The organism is Acinetobacter baumannii (genome assembly GCF_009759685.1).
Taxonomy (GTDB): domain Bacteria; phylum Pseudomonadota; class Gammaproteobacteria; order Pseudomonadales; family Moraxellaceae; genus Acinetobacter; species Acinetobacter baumannii.
The window spans coordinates 1,891,276-1,906,850 of the sequence record NZ_CP046654.1; the positions used below are offsets into that span (position 1 = coordinate 1,891,276).

General features: G+C 41.2%; 13 protein-coding genes. 10 read left to right on the forward strand and 3 right to left on the reverse strand.

The features are described 5' to 3' along the window. Positions 1-71: 71 nt before the first annotated feature. The 3 genes from GO593_RS08985 to GO593_RS08995 all read left to right on the forward strand — a co-directional run bounded on the left by GO593_RS08985 (position 72) and on the right by GO593_RS08995 (position 3,761). The gene (locus tag GO593_RS08985) at positions 72-1,430 is read left to right on the forward strand and encodes a GntT/GntP/DsdX family permease (protein ID WP_000450961.1); all 1,359 of its coding nucleotides are present in this window, start codon (positions 72-74) and stop codon (positions 1,428-1,430) included. Positions 1,431-1,447: 17 nt separating this feature from the next. Beyond that, positions 1,448-1,960 carry a gluconokinase gene (locus tag GO593_RS08990; protein WP_001978744.1) on the forward strand — a complete coding sequence of 171 codons (513 nt, stop codon included), beginning with the start codon at positions 1,448-1,450 and terminating at the stop codon, positions 1,958-1,960. A 172-nt stretch (positions 1,961-2,132) separates the two neighbouring features. Then, positions 2,133-3,761, forward strand: a complete 1,629-nt coding sequence (locus GO593_RS08995) for an NADP-dependent glyceraldehyde-3-phosphate dehydrogenase (protein WP_001072702.1) — start codon at positions 2,133-2,135, stop codon at positions 3,759-3,761. A 105-nt stretch (positions 3,762-3,866) separates the two neighbouring features. On the opposite strand, the gene GO593_RS09000 is transcribed toward GO593_RS08995, so the two are convergent. After that, positions 3,867-5,132, reverse strand: coding sequence for a glutamate-5-semialdehyde dehydrogenase (locus GO593_RS09000; protein ID WP_001154158.1), 1,266 nt, complete (start codon positions 5,130-5,132; stop codon positions 3,867-3,869). Between the two features lie 299 nt (positions 5,133-5,431). Here GO593_RS09000 and GO593_RS09005 point away from each other — a divergent pair, with 299 nt between their 5' ends. Continuing rightward, positions 5,432-6,745 (forward strand): alpha/beta fold hydrolase, encoded by a 1,314-nt coding sequence (locus GO593_RS09005; RefSeq protein WP_001084487.1) that lies wholly within the window; start codon positions 5,432-5,434, stop codon positions 6,743-6,745. Between the two features lie 53 nt (positions 6,746-6,798). On the opposite strand, the gene GO593_RS09010 is transcribed toward GO593_RS09005, so the two are convergent. Together GO593_RS09010 and nagZ are read right to left on the reverse strand one after the other, a co-directional pair. Beyond that, positions 6,799-7,641 (reverse strand): class I SAM-dependent methyltransferase, encoded by an 843-nt coding sequence (locus GO593_RS09010; RefSeq protein WP_000191934.1) that lies wholly within the window; start codon positions 7,639-7,641, stop codon positions 6,799-6,801. 325 nt (positions 7,642-7,966) lie between these two features. Next, positions 7,967-8,986 (reverse strand): beta-N-acetylhexosaminidase, encoded by a 1,020-nt coding sequence (gene nagZ / locus GO593_RS09015; RefSeq protein ID WP_000578589.1) that lies wholly within the window; start codon positions 8,984-8,986, stop codon positions 7,967-7,969. A gap of 192 nt (positions 8,987-9,178) precedes the next feature. Here nagZ and GO593_RS09020 point away from each other — a divergent pair, with 192 nt between their 5' ends. The 6 genes from GO593_RS09020 to rlmN all read left to right on the forward strand — a co-directional run bounded on the left by GO593_RS09020 (position 9,179) and on the right by rlmN (position 15,575). Beyond that, positions 9,179-11,362 (forward strand): carboxy terminal-processing peptidase, encoded by a 2,184-nt coding sequence (locus GO593_RS09020; protein ID WP_000776302.1) that lies wholly within the window; start codon positions 9,179-9,181, stop codon positions 11,360-11,362. A 138-nt stretch (positions 11,363-11,500) separates the two neighbouring features. Next, positions 11,501-12,799, forward strand: a complete 1,299-nt coding sequence (locus tag GO593_RS09025; RefSeq protein ID WP_001984466.1) for a glycosyltransferase family 4 protein — start codon at positions 11,501-11,503, stop codon at positions 12,797-12,799. 24 nt (positions 12,800-12,823) lie between these two features. Beyond that, positions 12,824-13,375 (forward strand): phosphatase PAP2 family protein, encoded by a 552-nt coding sequence (locus tag GO593_RS09030; protein ID WP_000669565.1) that lies wholly within the window; start codon positions 12,824-12,826, stop codon positions 13,373-13,375. Between the two features lie 99 nt (positions 13,376-13,474). Further along, complete coding sequence (gene iscX / locus GO593_RS09035) at positions 13,475-13,675, forward strand: Fe-S cluster assembly protein IscX (protein WP_000524329.1); 201 nt, start codon at positions 13,475-13,477, stop codon at positions 13,673-13,675. A gap of 113 nt (positions 13,676-13,788) precedes the next feature. After that, positions 13,789-14,220, forward strand: a complete 432-nt coding sequence (ndk, locus tag GO593_RS09040; protein WP_000963851.1) for a nucleoside-diphosphate kinase — start codon at positions 13,789-13,791, stop codon at positions 14,218-14,220. A 122-nt stretch (positions 14,221-14,342) separates the two neighbouring features. Next, positions 14,343-15,575 (forward strand): 23S rRNA (adenine(2503)-C(2))-methyltransferase RlmN, encoded by a 1,233-nt coding sequence (gene rlmN / locus GO593_RS09045; protein ID WP_000093084.1) that lies wholly within the window; start codon positions 14,343-14,345, stop codon positions 15,573-15,575.

A 15,575-nucleotide genomic window follows, 5' to 3' on the forward strand; every position in this document is an offset into this window, starting at 1 on the left:
AGTATATCTCTGGTTGAAGGCTTTTATTTAGGCAGTGCCTAGATAACATTATTCCAAGGAGAAAGTGTCACATGGAGACGGTTCAGGGTGGCATGTTGCTTGTCTATACTTTAATTGCGATCGTTGCTTTGATTGTCATGATCGCGAAGTTTAGAATTTACCCCTTTTTAGTTCTTATTATTGTTTCTCTTGGTTTAGCTCTTGCAGTTGGCATGCCAATGGACGGGATTGTTAAATCATATGAAGCAGGTACCGGTAAAACACTAGGTCACCTTGCGATTGTGATTGCGTTAGGAACCATGCTTGGCAAGATGATGGCTGAGTCAGGTGGTGCAGAACGAATAGCAATTACTTTAATTAAATGGTTTGGTGAAAAACATATTCACTGGGCTATGATGTTCATTGCGTTAATTGTAGGGCTTCCGGTATTTTTTGAAGTTGGTTTTGTACTTCTTATTCCAATTGCATTCAATATTGCCAAACGTACAGGTAAATCATTATTAATTGTTGGTTTACCTATGGTTGCGGGTTTATCGGTCGTACATGGGTTGATTCCACCGCATCCAGCCGCTTTGCTTGCGGTACAGGCTTACCATGCCGACATCGGTAAAACCATTATGTACAGTTTGTTGGTTGGCGTCCCGACGGCGGTTGTTGCAGGTCCATTGTATGCATTATGGATTAACAAATATGTCAAATTGCCTGAAAATAATCCTTTAGCAAAGCAGTTTGTTGAAGCAGATGCTAACAACACACGTGAATTGCCGAGCTTTGGGATAACCTTATTTACGATCATGCTACCGGTTGCATTGATGTTAGTTGGTAGTTGGGCAGATGTTTTCTTTGCACCAAAAACGTTCCCAAATGAGTTATTACGCTTTATTGGTACTTCTGATATTGCATTGCTTATTGCTGTTTTGGTCAGCTTTATTACTTTTGGCACCATGCAGGGTTTTAACCGTGAACAAATTGAAAAATTCTGTGGTGGATGTCTAGCTTCAATTGCGGGTATTTTGCTGATTGTTGGTGCTGGTGGCGGTTTCGGCGGTATTTTAAGAGACAGTGGAATTTCTAATGAAATCGTCTCTACTGCTTTGAAAGCAAACCTTTCACCATTGTTATTAGGATGGCTTGTTGCTGCTCTCATACGTCTGGCAACAGGTTCGGCTACTGTTGCGATGGCCACGGCTTGTAGCATTGTTGCACCTATTGCGGCAGCAGCAGGTGTAGTCGTTAGACCTGAACTTTTAGTATTAGCGACAGGTTCTGGATCATTAATTTTCTCGCATGTAAACGATGCTGGTTTCTGGCTAATCAAAGAATATTTTGGAATGACAGTTGGGCAGACACTGAAGACTTGGTCTGTACTGGAAACAATTATTTCGGTACTTGGTTTGTCTTTCACATTGTTGCTTAGTGCTGTTTTGTAATTAGAGGTAGGTAATCCATGATAGTGATAGCAATGGGTGTTTGTGGCACAGGGAAAACCCTTATTGGTGAGTTGTTATCAGAGCGTTTGGCTTGTGAGTTTCTTGATGGCGATACGCTTCATTCAGCTGCAAATAAAAGTAAGATGAGCCAAGGTATCCCTTTAACCGATGAAGACCGCTTGCCGTGGTTGCAAGCTATTCGTCAGGCAATTGAAGCAAAACAAAGAGATGGTGAAACGGCTGTGTTTACATGCTCATCTTTAAAGCGGATGTATCGCGATATTTTAAGAGGGCAGGACCAGAATGTTAAGTTTGTATACCTAAAAGGTTCTTATGAACTATTACAGCAAAGACTTGCAGAAAGATCTGGTCATTTTTTTGATCCGGCATTGTTACAAACCCAACTAGATACATTAGAGGAACCTGATGTGAATGAAGCAATTGCTATTGATATTGCTCTCACACCAGAACAGATCATTGAACAAGTTATCCAGAAGCTAGGGGTAACTGATAGTGTGTGTCGGGGGTAAATTCAACTAGAAAATATCGAAACTATCCATGCTTTAAGAATTCACCTTGTGGTCTACGGTTCAAGCAAGGTGAGTACTGATAATAATAGTGGTATTGATCCGAAGAAGAACTGATTACAGTATACGGTTCGGGGATATATAAAGACATACAAATAATAAGGTATTAAGAAGAATGAATCAGTTAAATAATTTACAGCATAAATTTCCAGTAGTGGACGGTATTCCTGAAAGTGTACGTTTGCCATCTCAAATTCATCAGCGTGTCTCACTCGTGGATGGTGAGTTGAAGTTATGGGCTGGTGCAACCAAGAAAACATTATCTCCGATCTGGATTCAGCAGCCTGACGGTAGCCTACAGCAAGTTGAACTTGGTAGTTATCCAGTCATGGGCGAAAAAGAAAGCGATGAAGCATTAGAAGCAGCGGTACGAGCTTATAACAATGGTCGTGGCGAATGGCCAATGATGAAGGTTAGTGAGCGTATTGCATGTATGCAAAATTTCATTCAGCGCATGGTAGAGCAACGAGATCTGATTATTAAGCTGATCATGTGGGAAATTGGCAAGAGCTTGGCTGATTCAGAGAAAGAGTTTGATCGTACTATTACCTACATGCGTCAAACCATTGATGCCCTGAAAGATCTAGATAATGCCAACTCCCGCTTTGTAATTGCTGAAGGCACCATTGGTCAAATTCGTCGTACTCCATTAGGTGTTGTGTTGTGTATGGGACCATACAACTACCCGCTAAACGAAACCTTCGCGACCCTGATCCCAGCTATGCTGATGGGTAATACCATTATTTTTAAACCGCCTCAATTTGGAACTTTACTATTTGAACCATTGTTAGAGGCATTTCGTGATTCATTTCCAAAAGGGGTGATCAATACCATTTATGCACCAGGTTCTCTAGTGGTGCCGCATTTGCTGGCATCTGGGCAAATTAATGTACTGGCACTGATTGGTTCTAGTAAAGTGGCCGACCACTTGAAAAAGCAACATCCTAAATCTCACCGTCTGCGTGCGATTTTGGGGTTGGATGCGAAGAATGCAGCTATCATTTTGCCAGATGCTGATTTGGACCTGACAGTGAAAGAGTGCCTGTTGGGTGCATTGTCATTCAATGGTCAGCGTTGTACAGCTTTAAAAATGCTGATGGTGCACCGTTCGATAGCCGATGAGTTTGTTAACCGTTTAACGACTGAGCTGGCTAAGTTGAAAGTAGGTATGCCGTGGGAAAAAGGTGTATCTATTACGCCGCTACCGGGCATGCACCGTACAGCCTACATGACTGAAGTGATTGAAGATGCTGTGGCAAAAGGAGCAAAAGTGGTTAATCCGGAAGGTGGTGAATTCTGCAAAACCATGTTCTATCCAGCCGTAGTTTATCCAGTGACTGAGGGGATGAGACTGTATCGCGAAGAACAGTTTGGTCCAGTGGTACCAGTTGCTGTTTATGATGATATTGAAACTGTATTGGATTATGTCACTACTTCTGATCATGGTCAGCAGGTGAGTATTTTTGGTAGTGACCCAGCGCAAATTGGCCATTTAGTCGACACACTCGTACATCAAGTTTGTCGTGTAAACATCAACTGTCAGTGTCAACGTGGTCCTGATGTATTCCCATTTGGTGGCCGTAAAGATTCTGCAGAAGGTACACTTTCTGTGCATGATGCGCTTCGTGCATTCTCGATTCGCTCTATGATTGCGGCTAAACAGACGGATGACAGTAAAGGTATGCTGGCTTCTATGGTGTCTGAGCACTATTCTAAATTTGTGAATACCGACTTTATTTTCTAATTGATATACAATTAAAAAAACCAGCCTTCGGGCTGGCTTTTTTATGGGAAATAACAAAATAAAAACGCCTGATATGGATCAGGCGTTTTTATTTAAGTAGGAGGCTTATTGACGAATTTGACCGTCACCTAACACAATCCATTTTTGAGAAGTTAAACCCTCTAAGCCAACAGGGCCGCGTGCATGAATCTTATCTGTTGAGATACCAATTTCAGCACCTAAACCATATTCAAAGCCATCGGCAAAACGAGTTGATGCATTAACTACGACGGAGCTTGAATCTACGCGAGCCAAGAACTGACGTGCCAAAGTATAGTTCTCTGTCACAATTGCATCGGTATGATGCGAACCATATTTGTTGATATGGTCAATTGCTTCATCAATACCACTAACCACTTTAACGGCAAGAATCGGCCCTAAATATTCGGTATACCAATCTTCTTCTGTCGCAGGTTTTACAGAGCTTCCTAAAATACGACGTGTTTCTGGGCAACCACGTAGCTCAACTTGTTTTTCAGCATAAAGCTCAGCAATGTGTGGTAAGAAAACTTCTGCAATTTTTTCATCAACGAGCAGAGTTTCCATTGCATTACAAACGCCGTAACGATGTGTTTTAGCATTCAAGGTAATTGGTAACGCTTTTTGTAAGTCTGCTTGAGCTTCTACAAACACATGACAGTTACCATCAAGATGCTTAATCACAGGAATACGAGCTTCGTTGGTTACACGCTCAATTAAGCTTTTGCCACCACGTGGAACAATGACATCTACATACTCAGCCATAGTAATGAGGTGACCAACCGCTGCGCGGTCAGAAGTTTCAATCACTTGTACTGAGTGCTCAGGTAAACCAGCAACTTTTAAGCCATGCTTCACCGCTTCTGCGATTGCTTTATTTGACTCAAGTGCTTCTGAGCCACCACGTAAAATAATGGCATTGCCCGATTTAATTGCTAAGGATGCAGCTTCAAGTGTGACATTTGGACGTGATTCGTAAATCATACCAACGACACCTAGAGGTACACGCATTTTCCCAATTTGAATGCCTGTGGGGCGATATGCAAGATCCGTAATTTCCCCAATTGGATCGACAAGCGCGATCACATCTTTTAAACCTTGCAACATCCCTTTAAAACGTGCGGGCGTAAGCTCAAGACGATCAAGTAAGGCGCTGTCGAGCTGGTTGCTACGGCCTTTTTCCATGTCGATTTGATTCGCCGCCAAGATAGCTGCTTGGTTGTTTTCCAAAGCAGTATAAATAGCAGAGAGTGCATGATTTTTAAGTGAGGTAGAAGCACTTGTTAAGACGCGTGAAGCATCACGTGCTTGTTGCCCAACTTTTTGCATATATTGTTCAATTGAATCTTGCATAGCATTTTTTAATCATTTACCAATGACTACGATAGTAGCAGTCAAATGCGGAACAATGAATGGCTTTTTTTCAAAAATGTGACCGCTATAAAAAAACATTTAAATATTTTGCAAACTATTCGCGGCTTAAACAGGATGAGCGGTCAATTCAGCGATTGCGTATATTTCAGACAATTGTTTAGAATGGACTTGTGCAATACAAACTAATACAAATTTTAAAGATTTGTGCATAAAAGATTACATGTTCAAGAAGGAACTCTTGCAGCATAAAAAAATTACAGCAAGGAGGAAGCAAGGATATGAATTCCATTATTCAAATGGATTCGGAGATAAACCAAGCTTATGCCGGTTTTGGGTTTTTCGATATCTACCATAGAGATAGTTTTAAACAGCCAGCTCGTACCACATGGATTGACGGTTGGAAAATTGAATACATGGCGATTGCAGACCCACAAACGATTCACAAAACACCGATTGTGATTGTTGGCGGTGCTTTTCAAAATTTTAACTCGTATAAATATTGTGTTGAACAACTATTTGAAAGTGGCCCGGTCATTCTAATTGACTTGCCATCAATGGGTGCAAATCAACAAATTACCAATCGAGATACCGGAATTTCTGCTGGAACATTAGAACTACCTGATTTGTCAGAAATGTTAGGACGTTGGTTAGATATCGTCGGAATTCAAAAAGTTTCTGTAATGGGAATGTCATTGGGGTCAGTTGTTGCTTCTTGTTTTGCTTATCATCGTCCAGATTTGATGGACCGCATGATTTTAATGGGTGTCATGCAAAAGACCCGTAAAAGCTGGCGGATGATACTGGAAGAGTCGCTCAAACTCATGCAAGAAAATCGTATGGAAGAGTTTGGGCAAGCGGTAATTTTATATTTGGTGAATCATGCCAAATTAGATAAAACACGTATGTCGCCTACAGCTAAAAAATTATTTTTTAGGCAAATGGCAGAATTTACGGGTACTGAACGAGAGCGTTATGAAATTAACTGTAATCGCCTTTTGCGTTTAACAGATGTACCTATTCCAGAATGTAAGACACTGGTCGCAGCAGGGCAGTACGATAGTTTTACTTTGCCTCATGAAAATGCCAATTTTGCTTTGCAATGTCCGGATATGGAATTTGCTCTGATTGCTAACGCCGACCATGTGCCGCAGCTCCAGCGCCGTAAAGAAACTATGAGTTTGTTCACTTCATTTTTGAAAGGTGAATCTATCCAAAATCTGGATGGCATTATTCCAATGACGCGTGAGCAAATGCAAAACATGGAACGCCGAGGTGAAGAGCGTATACCAGTTCTCCAGCCTAAAACGAAACTGAGCCACCGTGAATGTGAAACAGAGGTGCCAGTGACGATTGTTGACGTGACTTTTTTTGGAATGTATTTGAAATTAGATGATGTAGCACAGCTTGAGTTTGTAAATGAACATCCACGTGATTTGGCTTTACATTTAGAAGATGAAGAGGGCGCTTTTTCGATTGAGTGTTTAATCTTTGAAGCTACTGAACAAGGAGTCCGTGCCTTATTTAAACATGGTAGCTTTGAGCTTGCTGACCGTTTAAGCCGCTTCATTGGTCGCCAGAAACAAGCAGCTTAACGTTTAATTCTTTTATGATTTGGAAGCCTCAAAACTCACGAGGCTTCCATTTTTTATTTTAATTGAGCATGGATAGTCCAGACTAAGTCGCCTAAATGCTCTTCATCGCTGTCTTTAGAAACTTGTCCAAAGAATATTTGAGGTTGTTCAACGTTAACTTGACTAAAGCCTGCATCTTTAAAAAAGTCTTTAACTTCTAGTGGAGTCTTAAAATGAAAACTAAATGAGCTTCGAGACATAAGTTTAAGTAATTTACTGCTGTTCCAGATAATACTAGCAAGTTTGTTTTTAACGGGTTCAGGATACAGGTCAGTTAAATAATGAAGCTTTTTAAAGGAAGCGCCATAGTGGGCAATGGATTGGATCAGTTGCTTTAATAAGTCTTTATCAAAATAGTTAATTAAACCTTCACTAATTACAACCAGTGGGCGATTAGAGTCAAAAACTTCAAATGCTTGAGCAAACGCTTCGGTAAATAAATCGACCGATAAAATTTCAGGTGCATTTTTTTCAATTTGTTGTAGTGCATTTTGTTTTGTTTGAGCCATATCGGGCAAATCAAGCTCTCGATAGCTAATGGAAGGATAATGCTGCCTAAACCACCAACCACGTGGTGATAAACCACAAGCAATTTCAAGCACCTGTAAATCAGGGTTTTCTTGAATTAACTTCTCTAAATCATGATCAAGCATGGTATGGCGCTGTTTAAGCGTCGTGCGCATGCTGCCGCCCACATATTTCTCTGCCCAAGACTCTAATGGGTGAACTAAATATGCCAGTGATTTGCCTTTGCTGGTGGCAAGTGCTTCATGTGAGATCCCCATTTGATACCAGATATAACCCGTATAGTGGGCTGTAAAAGAGATGTGGCGGTGTTTTGAAAGGTGTTGTGTCATTCGTCCTGAACTCGATTTATTGTTTTTGTGTGATCTTCATTATTAATAACAATGAAGAGGTTCTAATGCATTGATGGTGAATGAACCTGCATGACGGAGTCCTGTCAATTAGGTTGGCATTCTGGGATGAACTTTCAGTTGGAGTTACTTTTCTTTCGGGAAAAGTAACCAAAACCATTGTCATACGCAAAACCTGTTCACTTTCTGCATCTATCAAATATATTGAAGCAATCAATATCCTTCAGCAGATGAGCAGGTTGCGTATGACTTATCCGCGTATCAGATAGTGAATAGGTTTTTGTAGCCAATTAAAATTTTTACTAACTTAAATCGAATTCTTAAACTCTTCAATGGCTGTTTTGACAGCTTGCCAGTCATTTCCAAGCGATAAAGTTTCACCAACTTGGATTTGTGGAATTCGACCACGCATACGTTCTAAACGCTCTTGATTTGGTAGTTCTAAGTTTGCAATACCTTCAAGTGCTGTACATGCTGCACTACGGTCATTACACACTAGCCCCATATCACAGCCTGCTGCCAGAGCCGCTTGAATACGCGCATCTGCACCCCCAGCGACACAAGCAGCTTGCATGCTTAAGTCATCGGAGAAAAGTACGCCATTAAAATTCAAGCGATTACGAAGGACTTCTTGAATCCAGAAAGGTGAGAAACCTGCCGGATTTGGGTCAACCTGATCGTAAATTACATGTGCCGGCATGAGCGCATCTAGCTCAGGCATAAGCTTAATAAAGCTTTGCATGTCATGGTTATAAATTTCGTCATAGCTACGGCTATCGATTGCAGCTGCGACATGTGAATCGGCTTTTACCGAACCGTGACCAGGGAAGTGCTTACCGGTATTTGCCATGCCGGCTTTTTTCATACCGCGCATAAATGCGCCAGCGAGCGGAGCGATATCTTCAATATTTTTAGAGAAGCCACGGTCACCAATTACATCGCTAATTGCATTCAGATCTAAAACTGGCGCAAAACTAAAATCGATCCCCACAGCCAAAACTTCAGTTGCCATTAACCAGCCGCACTGTTCAGCTAATTCAAGTGCTTTTTGAGGTTGAGTGATATAGAGCTCGCCAAAACGGCCCATGGCTGGCAATAATGTAAAGCCAGATTTTAGACGTTGAACGCGACCACCTTCTTGGTCGACAGCAATCAAAATATCTGGGCGAACTTGGCGCATATGGTCGGTTAAAGCACGGACTTGTTGTGGTGATTCAATATTTCGTGCAAATAAAATCATGCCACCGACTTGCGGAGCTTGTAATAGTTCAATATCTTCTTGAGTAAGTTCTGTGCCGGCTATGTCCAGCATCAACGCGCCAATCATATTGGTTCCATTTGAATTTTGATTGAAAAACAATAAGCGAATTTTGCAATGATTTGCTACATTTTGTCAGTACAGAATATGATAAAACTACACGGTATAAACAATTTAGTTGGTTAAGATGTTGAATCTGCTTAGTTCATATCGAAAACAGAGCGTGTAAGATACGAACACCCAAGGAAGTATTAAGAATTTATGAAACTTCAAACTATAGCTTGTGCAGTAGCAATCGCGACTGGCGGTTTATTCTTCTCTCATACGATGAACGAAGCAAGAGCAGCAACCAATACTGCTGCTGTTTCTCAATCGATCCAGCCAACGCAAGAGCAAGCCTTGGTGGCTCGTCAACTGGCAACTTTAGTAGACCGCCAACATTATTTAAATATGCGTCTGGATGCGAACACATCTAACCGTATTCTTGATATGTACTTAGACAGTCTTGATCCGGACCACTCATTATTTTTAGACGCTGAAGTTCAAAACTATAAAAAGCTCTATGGTTCAAATTTTGGTGCTTCATTAAAAGCGGGGAATTTAACTGGGCCATTTGCTATTCACCAGCAATATCGTGAGCGCTTAAAACAGTTTTATGAGTTCATGCTTGCTGAGTTGAAGAAACCACAAAATTTAAAACAGCCAAATACTTTTATTGAAGTAGACCGCGAAAAAGCACCGTATTTTAAAACGTCAGCTGAACAGCAAAATCACTGGCGTAAAATGCTAGTTTCTCAATTAATTAATTTAACGATTAGCCGTGAAGAAGAGCAGGCGAAACAAAAGGCGTTAAAAGAAAACCCTTCACTTGCTGATGGTCAAGATTTAACAGGCCCAGAAGATTTAACGCCAGCTCAGACTTTGACTAAGCGTTATACACGTCAGCTTGAAAGAATTAGTCGTGTGAAAAGCGACGATGTGTTGGATAAAACATTAAATGCAATGTTGGCAACTTATGATCCGCACAGTAACTATTATCCGCCAATTGATGCGATAGAGCTGAACCGCCAAACAACATTACAACTTGAAGGTATTGGGGTATCGATTCGCCCAGAACGTGGTAATGAAGATTACACCAAGATTGAAACCATTGTAGAAGGTGGTCCTGCAAGTAAGTCTGGTCAAGTGAAATCAGGAGACCGAATCGTTGGTGTCGCTCAAGAGGGCGGCAAAATGATCGATGTGGTCGGCTGGTCGAGTTCGGAAATTGTTGGGTTGATTCGTGGTAAGCGCGGTACAAAAGTAACGTTGAAGCTTCTTGGTGCTGGTGCATCAATGAGTCAAGCACGCAATGTGACTTTGGTACGTGATGTTATTCAAGAAGAAGATGCCGGTGTTCGTTCACGTACAGTTGAAGTGACACGTGATGGTAAAAAGCATCTATTAGGTGTGATTGAAATTCCATCGTTCTATTTTGACTATCGTTCACGTCGTGCTGGTCAGCAATATCGCTCAGTTTCTGAAGATACTGCAAATGCGTTTGAGGCATTAAAAGCCAAGAAAGTTGAAGGTATTATTATTGACTTGCGTAATGACCCAGGTGGTTCATTAGAAGAAGTTGCACGTATGCTCGGACAAGTGATTAAGTCAGGTCCAGTTGTGCAAATTCGTGATGGCAATGGCAACGTAAGTGTATTTGAAGACAACGATGGTGGTCAGCAAATCTATACAGGTCCACTCGCTGTATTGGTGAACTTGGCATCAGCATCTGCAAGTGAAATTTACTCTGCTGCAATTCAAGATTATGAGCGTGGCATTATCATTGGTAGTACAACCACAGGTAAAGGTACAGCTCAGGTTCAACTCGATACTTTGGCATATGGTCAAGCAACCTTAACTCAGCGTAAATTCTACCGTGTAACGGGTGGTAGTACACAAAACAAAGGTGTAGTGCCAGATATTAAGCTTGTTGATATCTATAACGAAGAGTTTGGTGAGCGTAAATCGAAAAATGCGTTGAAGTGGGATACGATTCCGACTGCACCATTTAAGCGTGAAGGTTCAGTGCAGCCATATGTAGCGAAGCTGTCTCAACTTTCGGAACAACGTGTTGCTGTTGATCCACAGTTTAAGTATTTAAATAAACGTACGGCAATTGCGAAGGTTACGAGTGACCAGAAACAAGTTGTGCTTGATATTGATAAGCGCCGTGCAGAGCTTTTGAGTTTAGAAAAGCAAACTTTAGATGCTGAAAATGAACGTCGTATAGCAACAGGTCAAAAACCTTTCCCTAACTGGGAAAGCTATCAGGCTTCTCTAGATGCTCTAGCTGAATCTCGTGCCAAAATGAAAGCTAATCAACGTCCTGCGTTGCCAGAAGAAGAAACGTTCGTAAATGAAGCTGCGAATGTATTGATGGATTATGCGAAATTGCAGAACCGTTAAGTTCTCTTGTCTGCTTTATGAAAAAGCACGCTGTTCTCAGCGTGCTTTTTTAATTTTTATGTCAGTAAACTGTCATGCATTTATCATCAAAGTGTCAAGAAAGCTGCTTAATCTTTAAGCATGAAAATAAATATACTGATGGATGGCGCTATGCAAGGCTCATACGCGACAGCACTATTAAAACAACAGCAACTTCCTGAAAGCTTCCAATTCTATTTTAAACAAAAACAGCATTTGTCTAATACTCAGGAATTGCACCAACTTCACGAGTTGGTTCGTCCTCGTTTAAAAATTGCGATTGTGACAGAAACATGGCCGCCTGAAATTAATGGTGTAGCACTCTCTTTGTTGCAGTTATGCCAAGGTTTACAGAAACAAGGGCATAAAATTCTACTTGTTCGACCTGAGCAAAAAGCCAAATGTCATGATTTTTTGCCAGAACAAGAATGTCTGGTCATGTCACAAGCGATTCCAAAATATCCAACTTTGCAATTTGGCTGGCCCCAATATTTAAAAGTTTCAAAAGCTTTTGAAAAATTTGTGCCAGATGTCGTACATATTGTGACTGAAGGACCGTTAGGTTTAACAGCCATGCAAGCTGCAAAAGCTAAAGATATTCCGGTCTCTAGCGGTTTTCATTCGCCGTTTCAAGATTTTAGCCGGTTCTTCGATTTAGCCTTTTTGGTGAAACCGATTCAAAAATACCTTTGCTGGTTCCATAACAATACTCAAGTGACCTGTGTTCCAAGTAAAGATACGGAAGAGGCTTTACGCGGTATTGGCATTACATGTCCTCTAGTCGTTGTTGGGCGAGGAGTGGATACTACTCGTTTTTCACCAAAACATCGCTCAGAAAACTTACGCCAGCAATGGGGCGTTGATTCCGATACACGTGTCATGTTGTATGTAGGTCGTTTATCACCGGAAAAAGAAGTCCAGCTGATCGTTGAGAGTTATGCAGCTATGCAAAACATTCAGCAACAGAAAACTAAACTGGTTGTGGTGGGAGATGGCCCGGATCTTGCTCGATTAAAAGCACTACCTGAAGCGAAAAATGTTATTTTTACGGGTAGTTTGCGCGGGCACGATTTGGCAGTCGCATATGCAAGTGCCGATGTCTTTGTATTTGCAAGCCAAGTTGAAACGTTTGGTAACGTAGTTTTGGAAGCAATGGCGAGCGGTTTGCCAGTTATCGCGTATGATTATGCATGTGCACACCAGTATTTAATACATGGCGTAAACGGTTGGTTAAGCCCACTTGGGCATAAGAACCATTTTATACAACAAATTTATCAGCTTCCTTCAATACAACAACTTAGAGAAATGGGCATACAAGCCTGTCATAAAGTACAGCAAAGCGGTTGGCAACTTCCGGTACAGCAATTAGAACAGGCATTTTATCAGGTAGTGAAGGAACCCTCGGCGGACTTCACCTAAGTATCCTAAAATAGGAGAACAACCATGAAATTTAAGAATGCAAAAATAAAAATACTCGATCTCGATTTACGAGGCTGCTTATATCTCAATAATTTCTCTCATTCACAGCGTGTGGCATTATTCTTCAAAATTATTAGCCGTGCTGGTGACGGACCTTTTTGGTACCTTATGTTGGCGATTGTATGGGGAATGCAGGGCATTACCTATAGCTTGCAAATTATCTATTTGCTACTTGGTGGTTCGGTTGGAACAGCAATTTATAAATTCTTAAAACATAAAACCACGCGTCCACGTCCTTACCAAGTACATCAGGTGATTGTTCTCGGTGAAAGACCACTCGATCACTTTAGTTTTCCATCAGGTCATACGTTACATGCTGTCATGGTGACAATTGTGTTGGGGTATATCCAACCTGTGTTGCTTGCAGCGATGTTGCCGTTCATGGTGCTTGTGGCATTGTCTCGTATGGTACTTGGACTTCACTATCCGAGTGATGTGATTGTGGGCGCACTTATTGGTGCAGCAGTAGCAAGTCTGATTATTTTTGTCGCGCCATTATTGGGCATTGCTTTATAACGAACAGTAATTTTTATCAGCTTAAGCTATCGATTAGGTTTGTGGATTTGCTAAAGTACACAGTTCTTGATTTAGCAGATTAAACAGATAGGAGCCGCTATGGGCTTACGTTGGACAGATACGATTGATATTGCCATTGAATTGTCAGAAGCACATCCAGAAGTTGATCCGCAATGGATTCGTTTTACCGATTTACATGCATGGGTTTGTGCGTTACCAGACTTTAGTGATGACCCAAATAAATCAACCGAAGGATTGCTAGAAGCCATCCAGATGGCTTGGTTGGATGAAGTTCGCTAAAAACAGTGGAAAAAATCGCAACTTTTACACATTCAAAGCTGATTATTGCCTATGACATCGGTATAATGCGGCAAATTTTTTAAAGTTTAAATCTTAAAATAAAGGAGCCACTCATGGCAATTGAACGTACTTTGTCTATCGTAAAGCCAGATGCTGTGTCTAAAAACCACATCGGTGAAATTTTTGCTCGTTTCGAAAAAGCGGGTTTAAAAATTGTTGCGACTAAAATGAAACACCTTTCTCAAGCTGATGCTGAAGGTTTCTATGCAGAGCACAAAGAACGCGGTTTCTTTGGTGACTTAGTTGCATTCATGACTTCTGGTCCAGTTGTTGTATCTGTTCTTGAAGGTGAAAACGCAGTTCTTGCTCACCGTGAAATCTTAGGTGCTACAAACCCTAAAGAAGCGGCTCCTGGTACTATCCGTGCTGATTTCGCTGTAAGCATCGATGAAAATGCTGCTCACGGTTCTGACTCAGTTGCTTCTGCAGAGCGTGAAATTGCTTACTTCTTTGCTGACAACGAGATCTGCCCACGCACTCGTTAATCGAAAGCATTCAAACCAGATAAGTGGTATACTACTTATCTGGTTTTTTTATTCTCTCAAGAGCATATTGTTTGATTCTTGAACAATATATTCTTTTTTTGACATGGTTTAGGTAAATACACATGAGTTCTGCAGTGGTCGTTTCATCTGAAAATCTTGATGGACAGCAGCAATCTTCGTCCACGCCAGCATCGCCTGCTGCCGAAAAAGTGAATTTACTCGGCATGTCACGTGCTGAATTAGAAAAATTCTTTGAAGATATTGGTGAGAAAAAGTTTCGTGCCGGTCAGGTTATGAAATGGATTCATCAATACTTTGTTACTGATTTTGCTGAAATGACTAATATTTCAGGCAAATTGCGTGCAAAGCTTGAACAAATTTGTGAAATTAAAGCTCCTGAAGTGGTACACCGTCATTATTCAAAAGACGGAACACGTAAATGGGTGTTTCGCGTAGGTGAAGGTTCTGGCTCTTTAGTAGAAACTGTATTAATTCCTGCCGAAGATAAAACAGGTTCACGCAAAACTTTGTGTATTTCTTCACAAGTGGGCTGTGCATTGGACTGCTCATTTTGTTCAACAGGTAAGCAAGGTTTTCAGCGCGATTTAACGCCGGATGAAATTATTGGGCAACTTTGGATGGCAAACTATTCCTATATGGAAGAAGTGCCTGTTGCTGAGCGCGAGCGTTCAGTGACCAATGTCGTGATGATGGGTATGGGTGAGCCATTGCTCAACTACGATGCCGTATTAAGCTCAATGCACATTATGCTCGATGACTTTGCTTATGGTATGTCAAAACGTCGTGTGACTTTGTCAACGTCAGGTGTTGTGCCAAAAATTGATCAACTTGCAAAAGATATTGATGTTGCTTTAGCAATTTCCCTACATGCGCCAAATGATGAATTGCGTAATGAACTTGTGCCTATTAATAAAAAATATCCATTGGCTCAGTTGATTGCGGCATGTCAGCGTTATATTGCTAAAGATGGTAATGAAAGTGCGCGTAAACATGTGACCATTGAATATGTCATGTTAGAAGGTGTGAACGACCAACCTGAACATGCACAGCAGTTGCTTAAATTACTTAAAAACTTACCAAGTAAAATTAACTTGATTCCATTTAATCCGTTCCCTCATGCGCCATATGGACGCTCAAGTCGAAATCGTATCATCTCTTTCCAAAAAACTTTGTCTGATGCAGGATTTGTGTGTACGATTCGTCAAACACGTGGCGATGATATTGATGCCGCATGTGGACAATTGGTCGGCCAAGTTGCTGACCGTACGCGTCGTGCTGAGCAGTGGCAAAAGAAAGTGGCTCAACGACAAGAGATTTTACGTACACAAGGATAA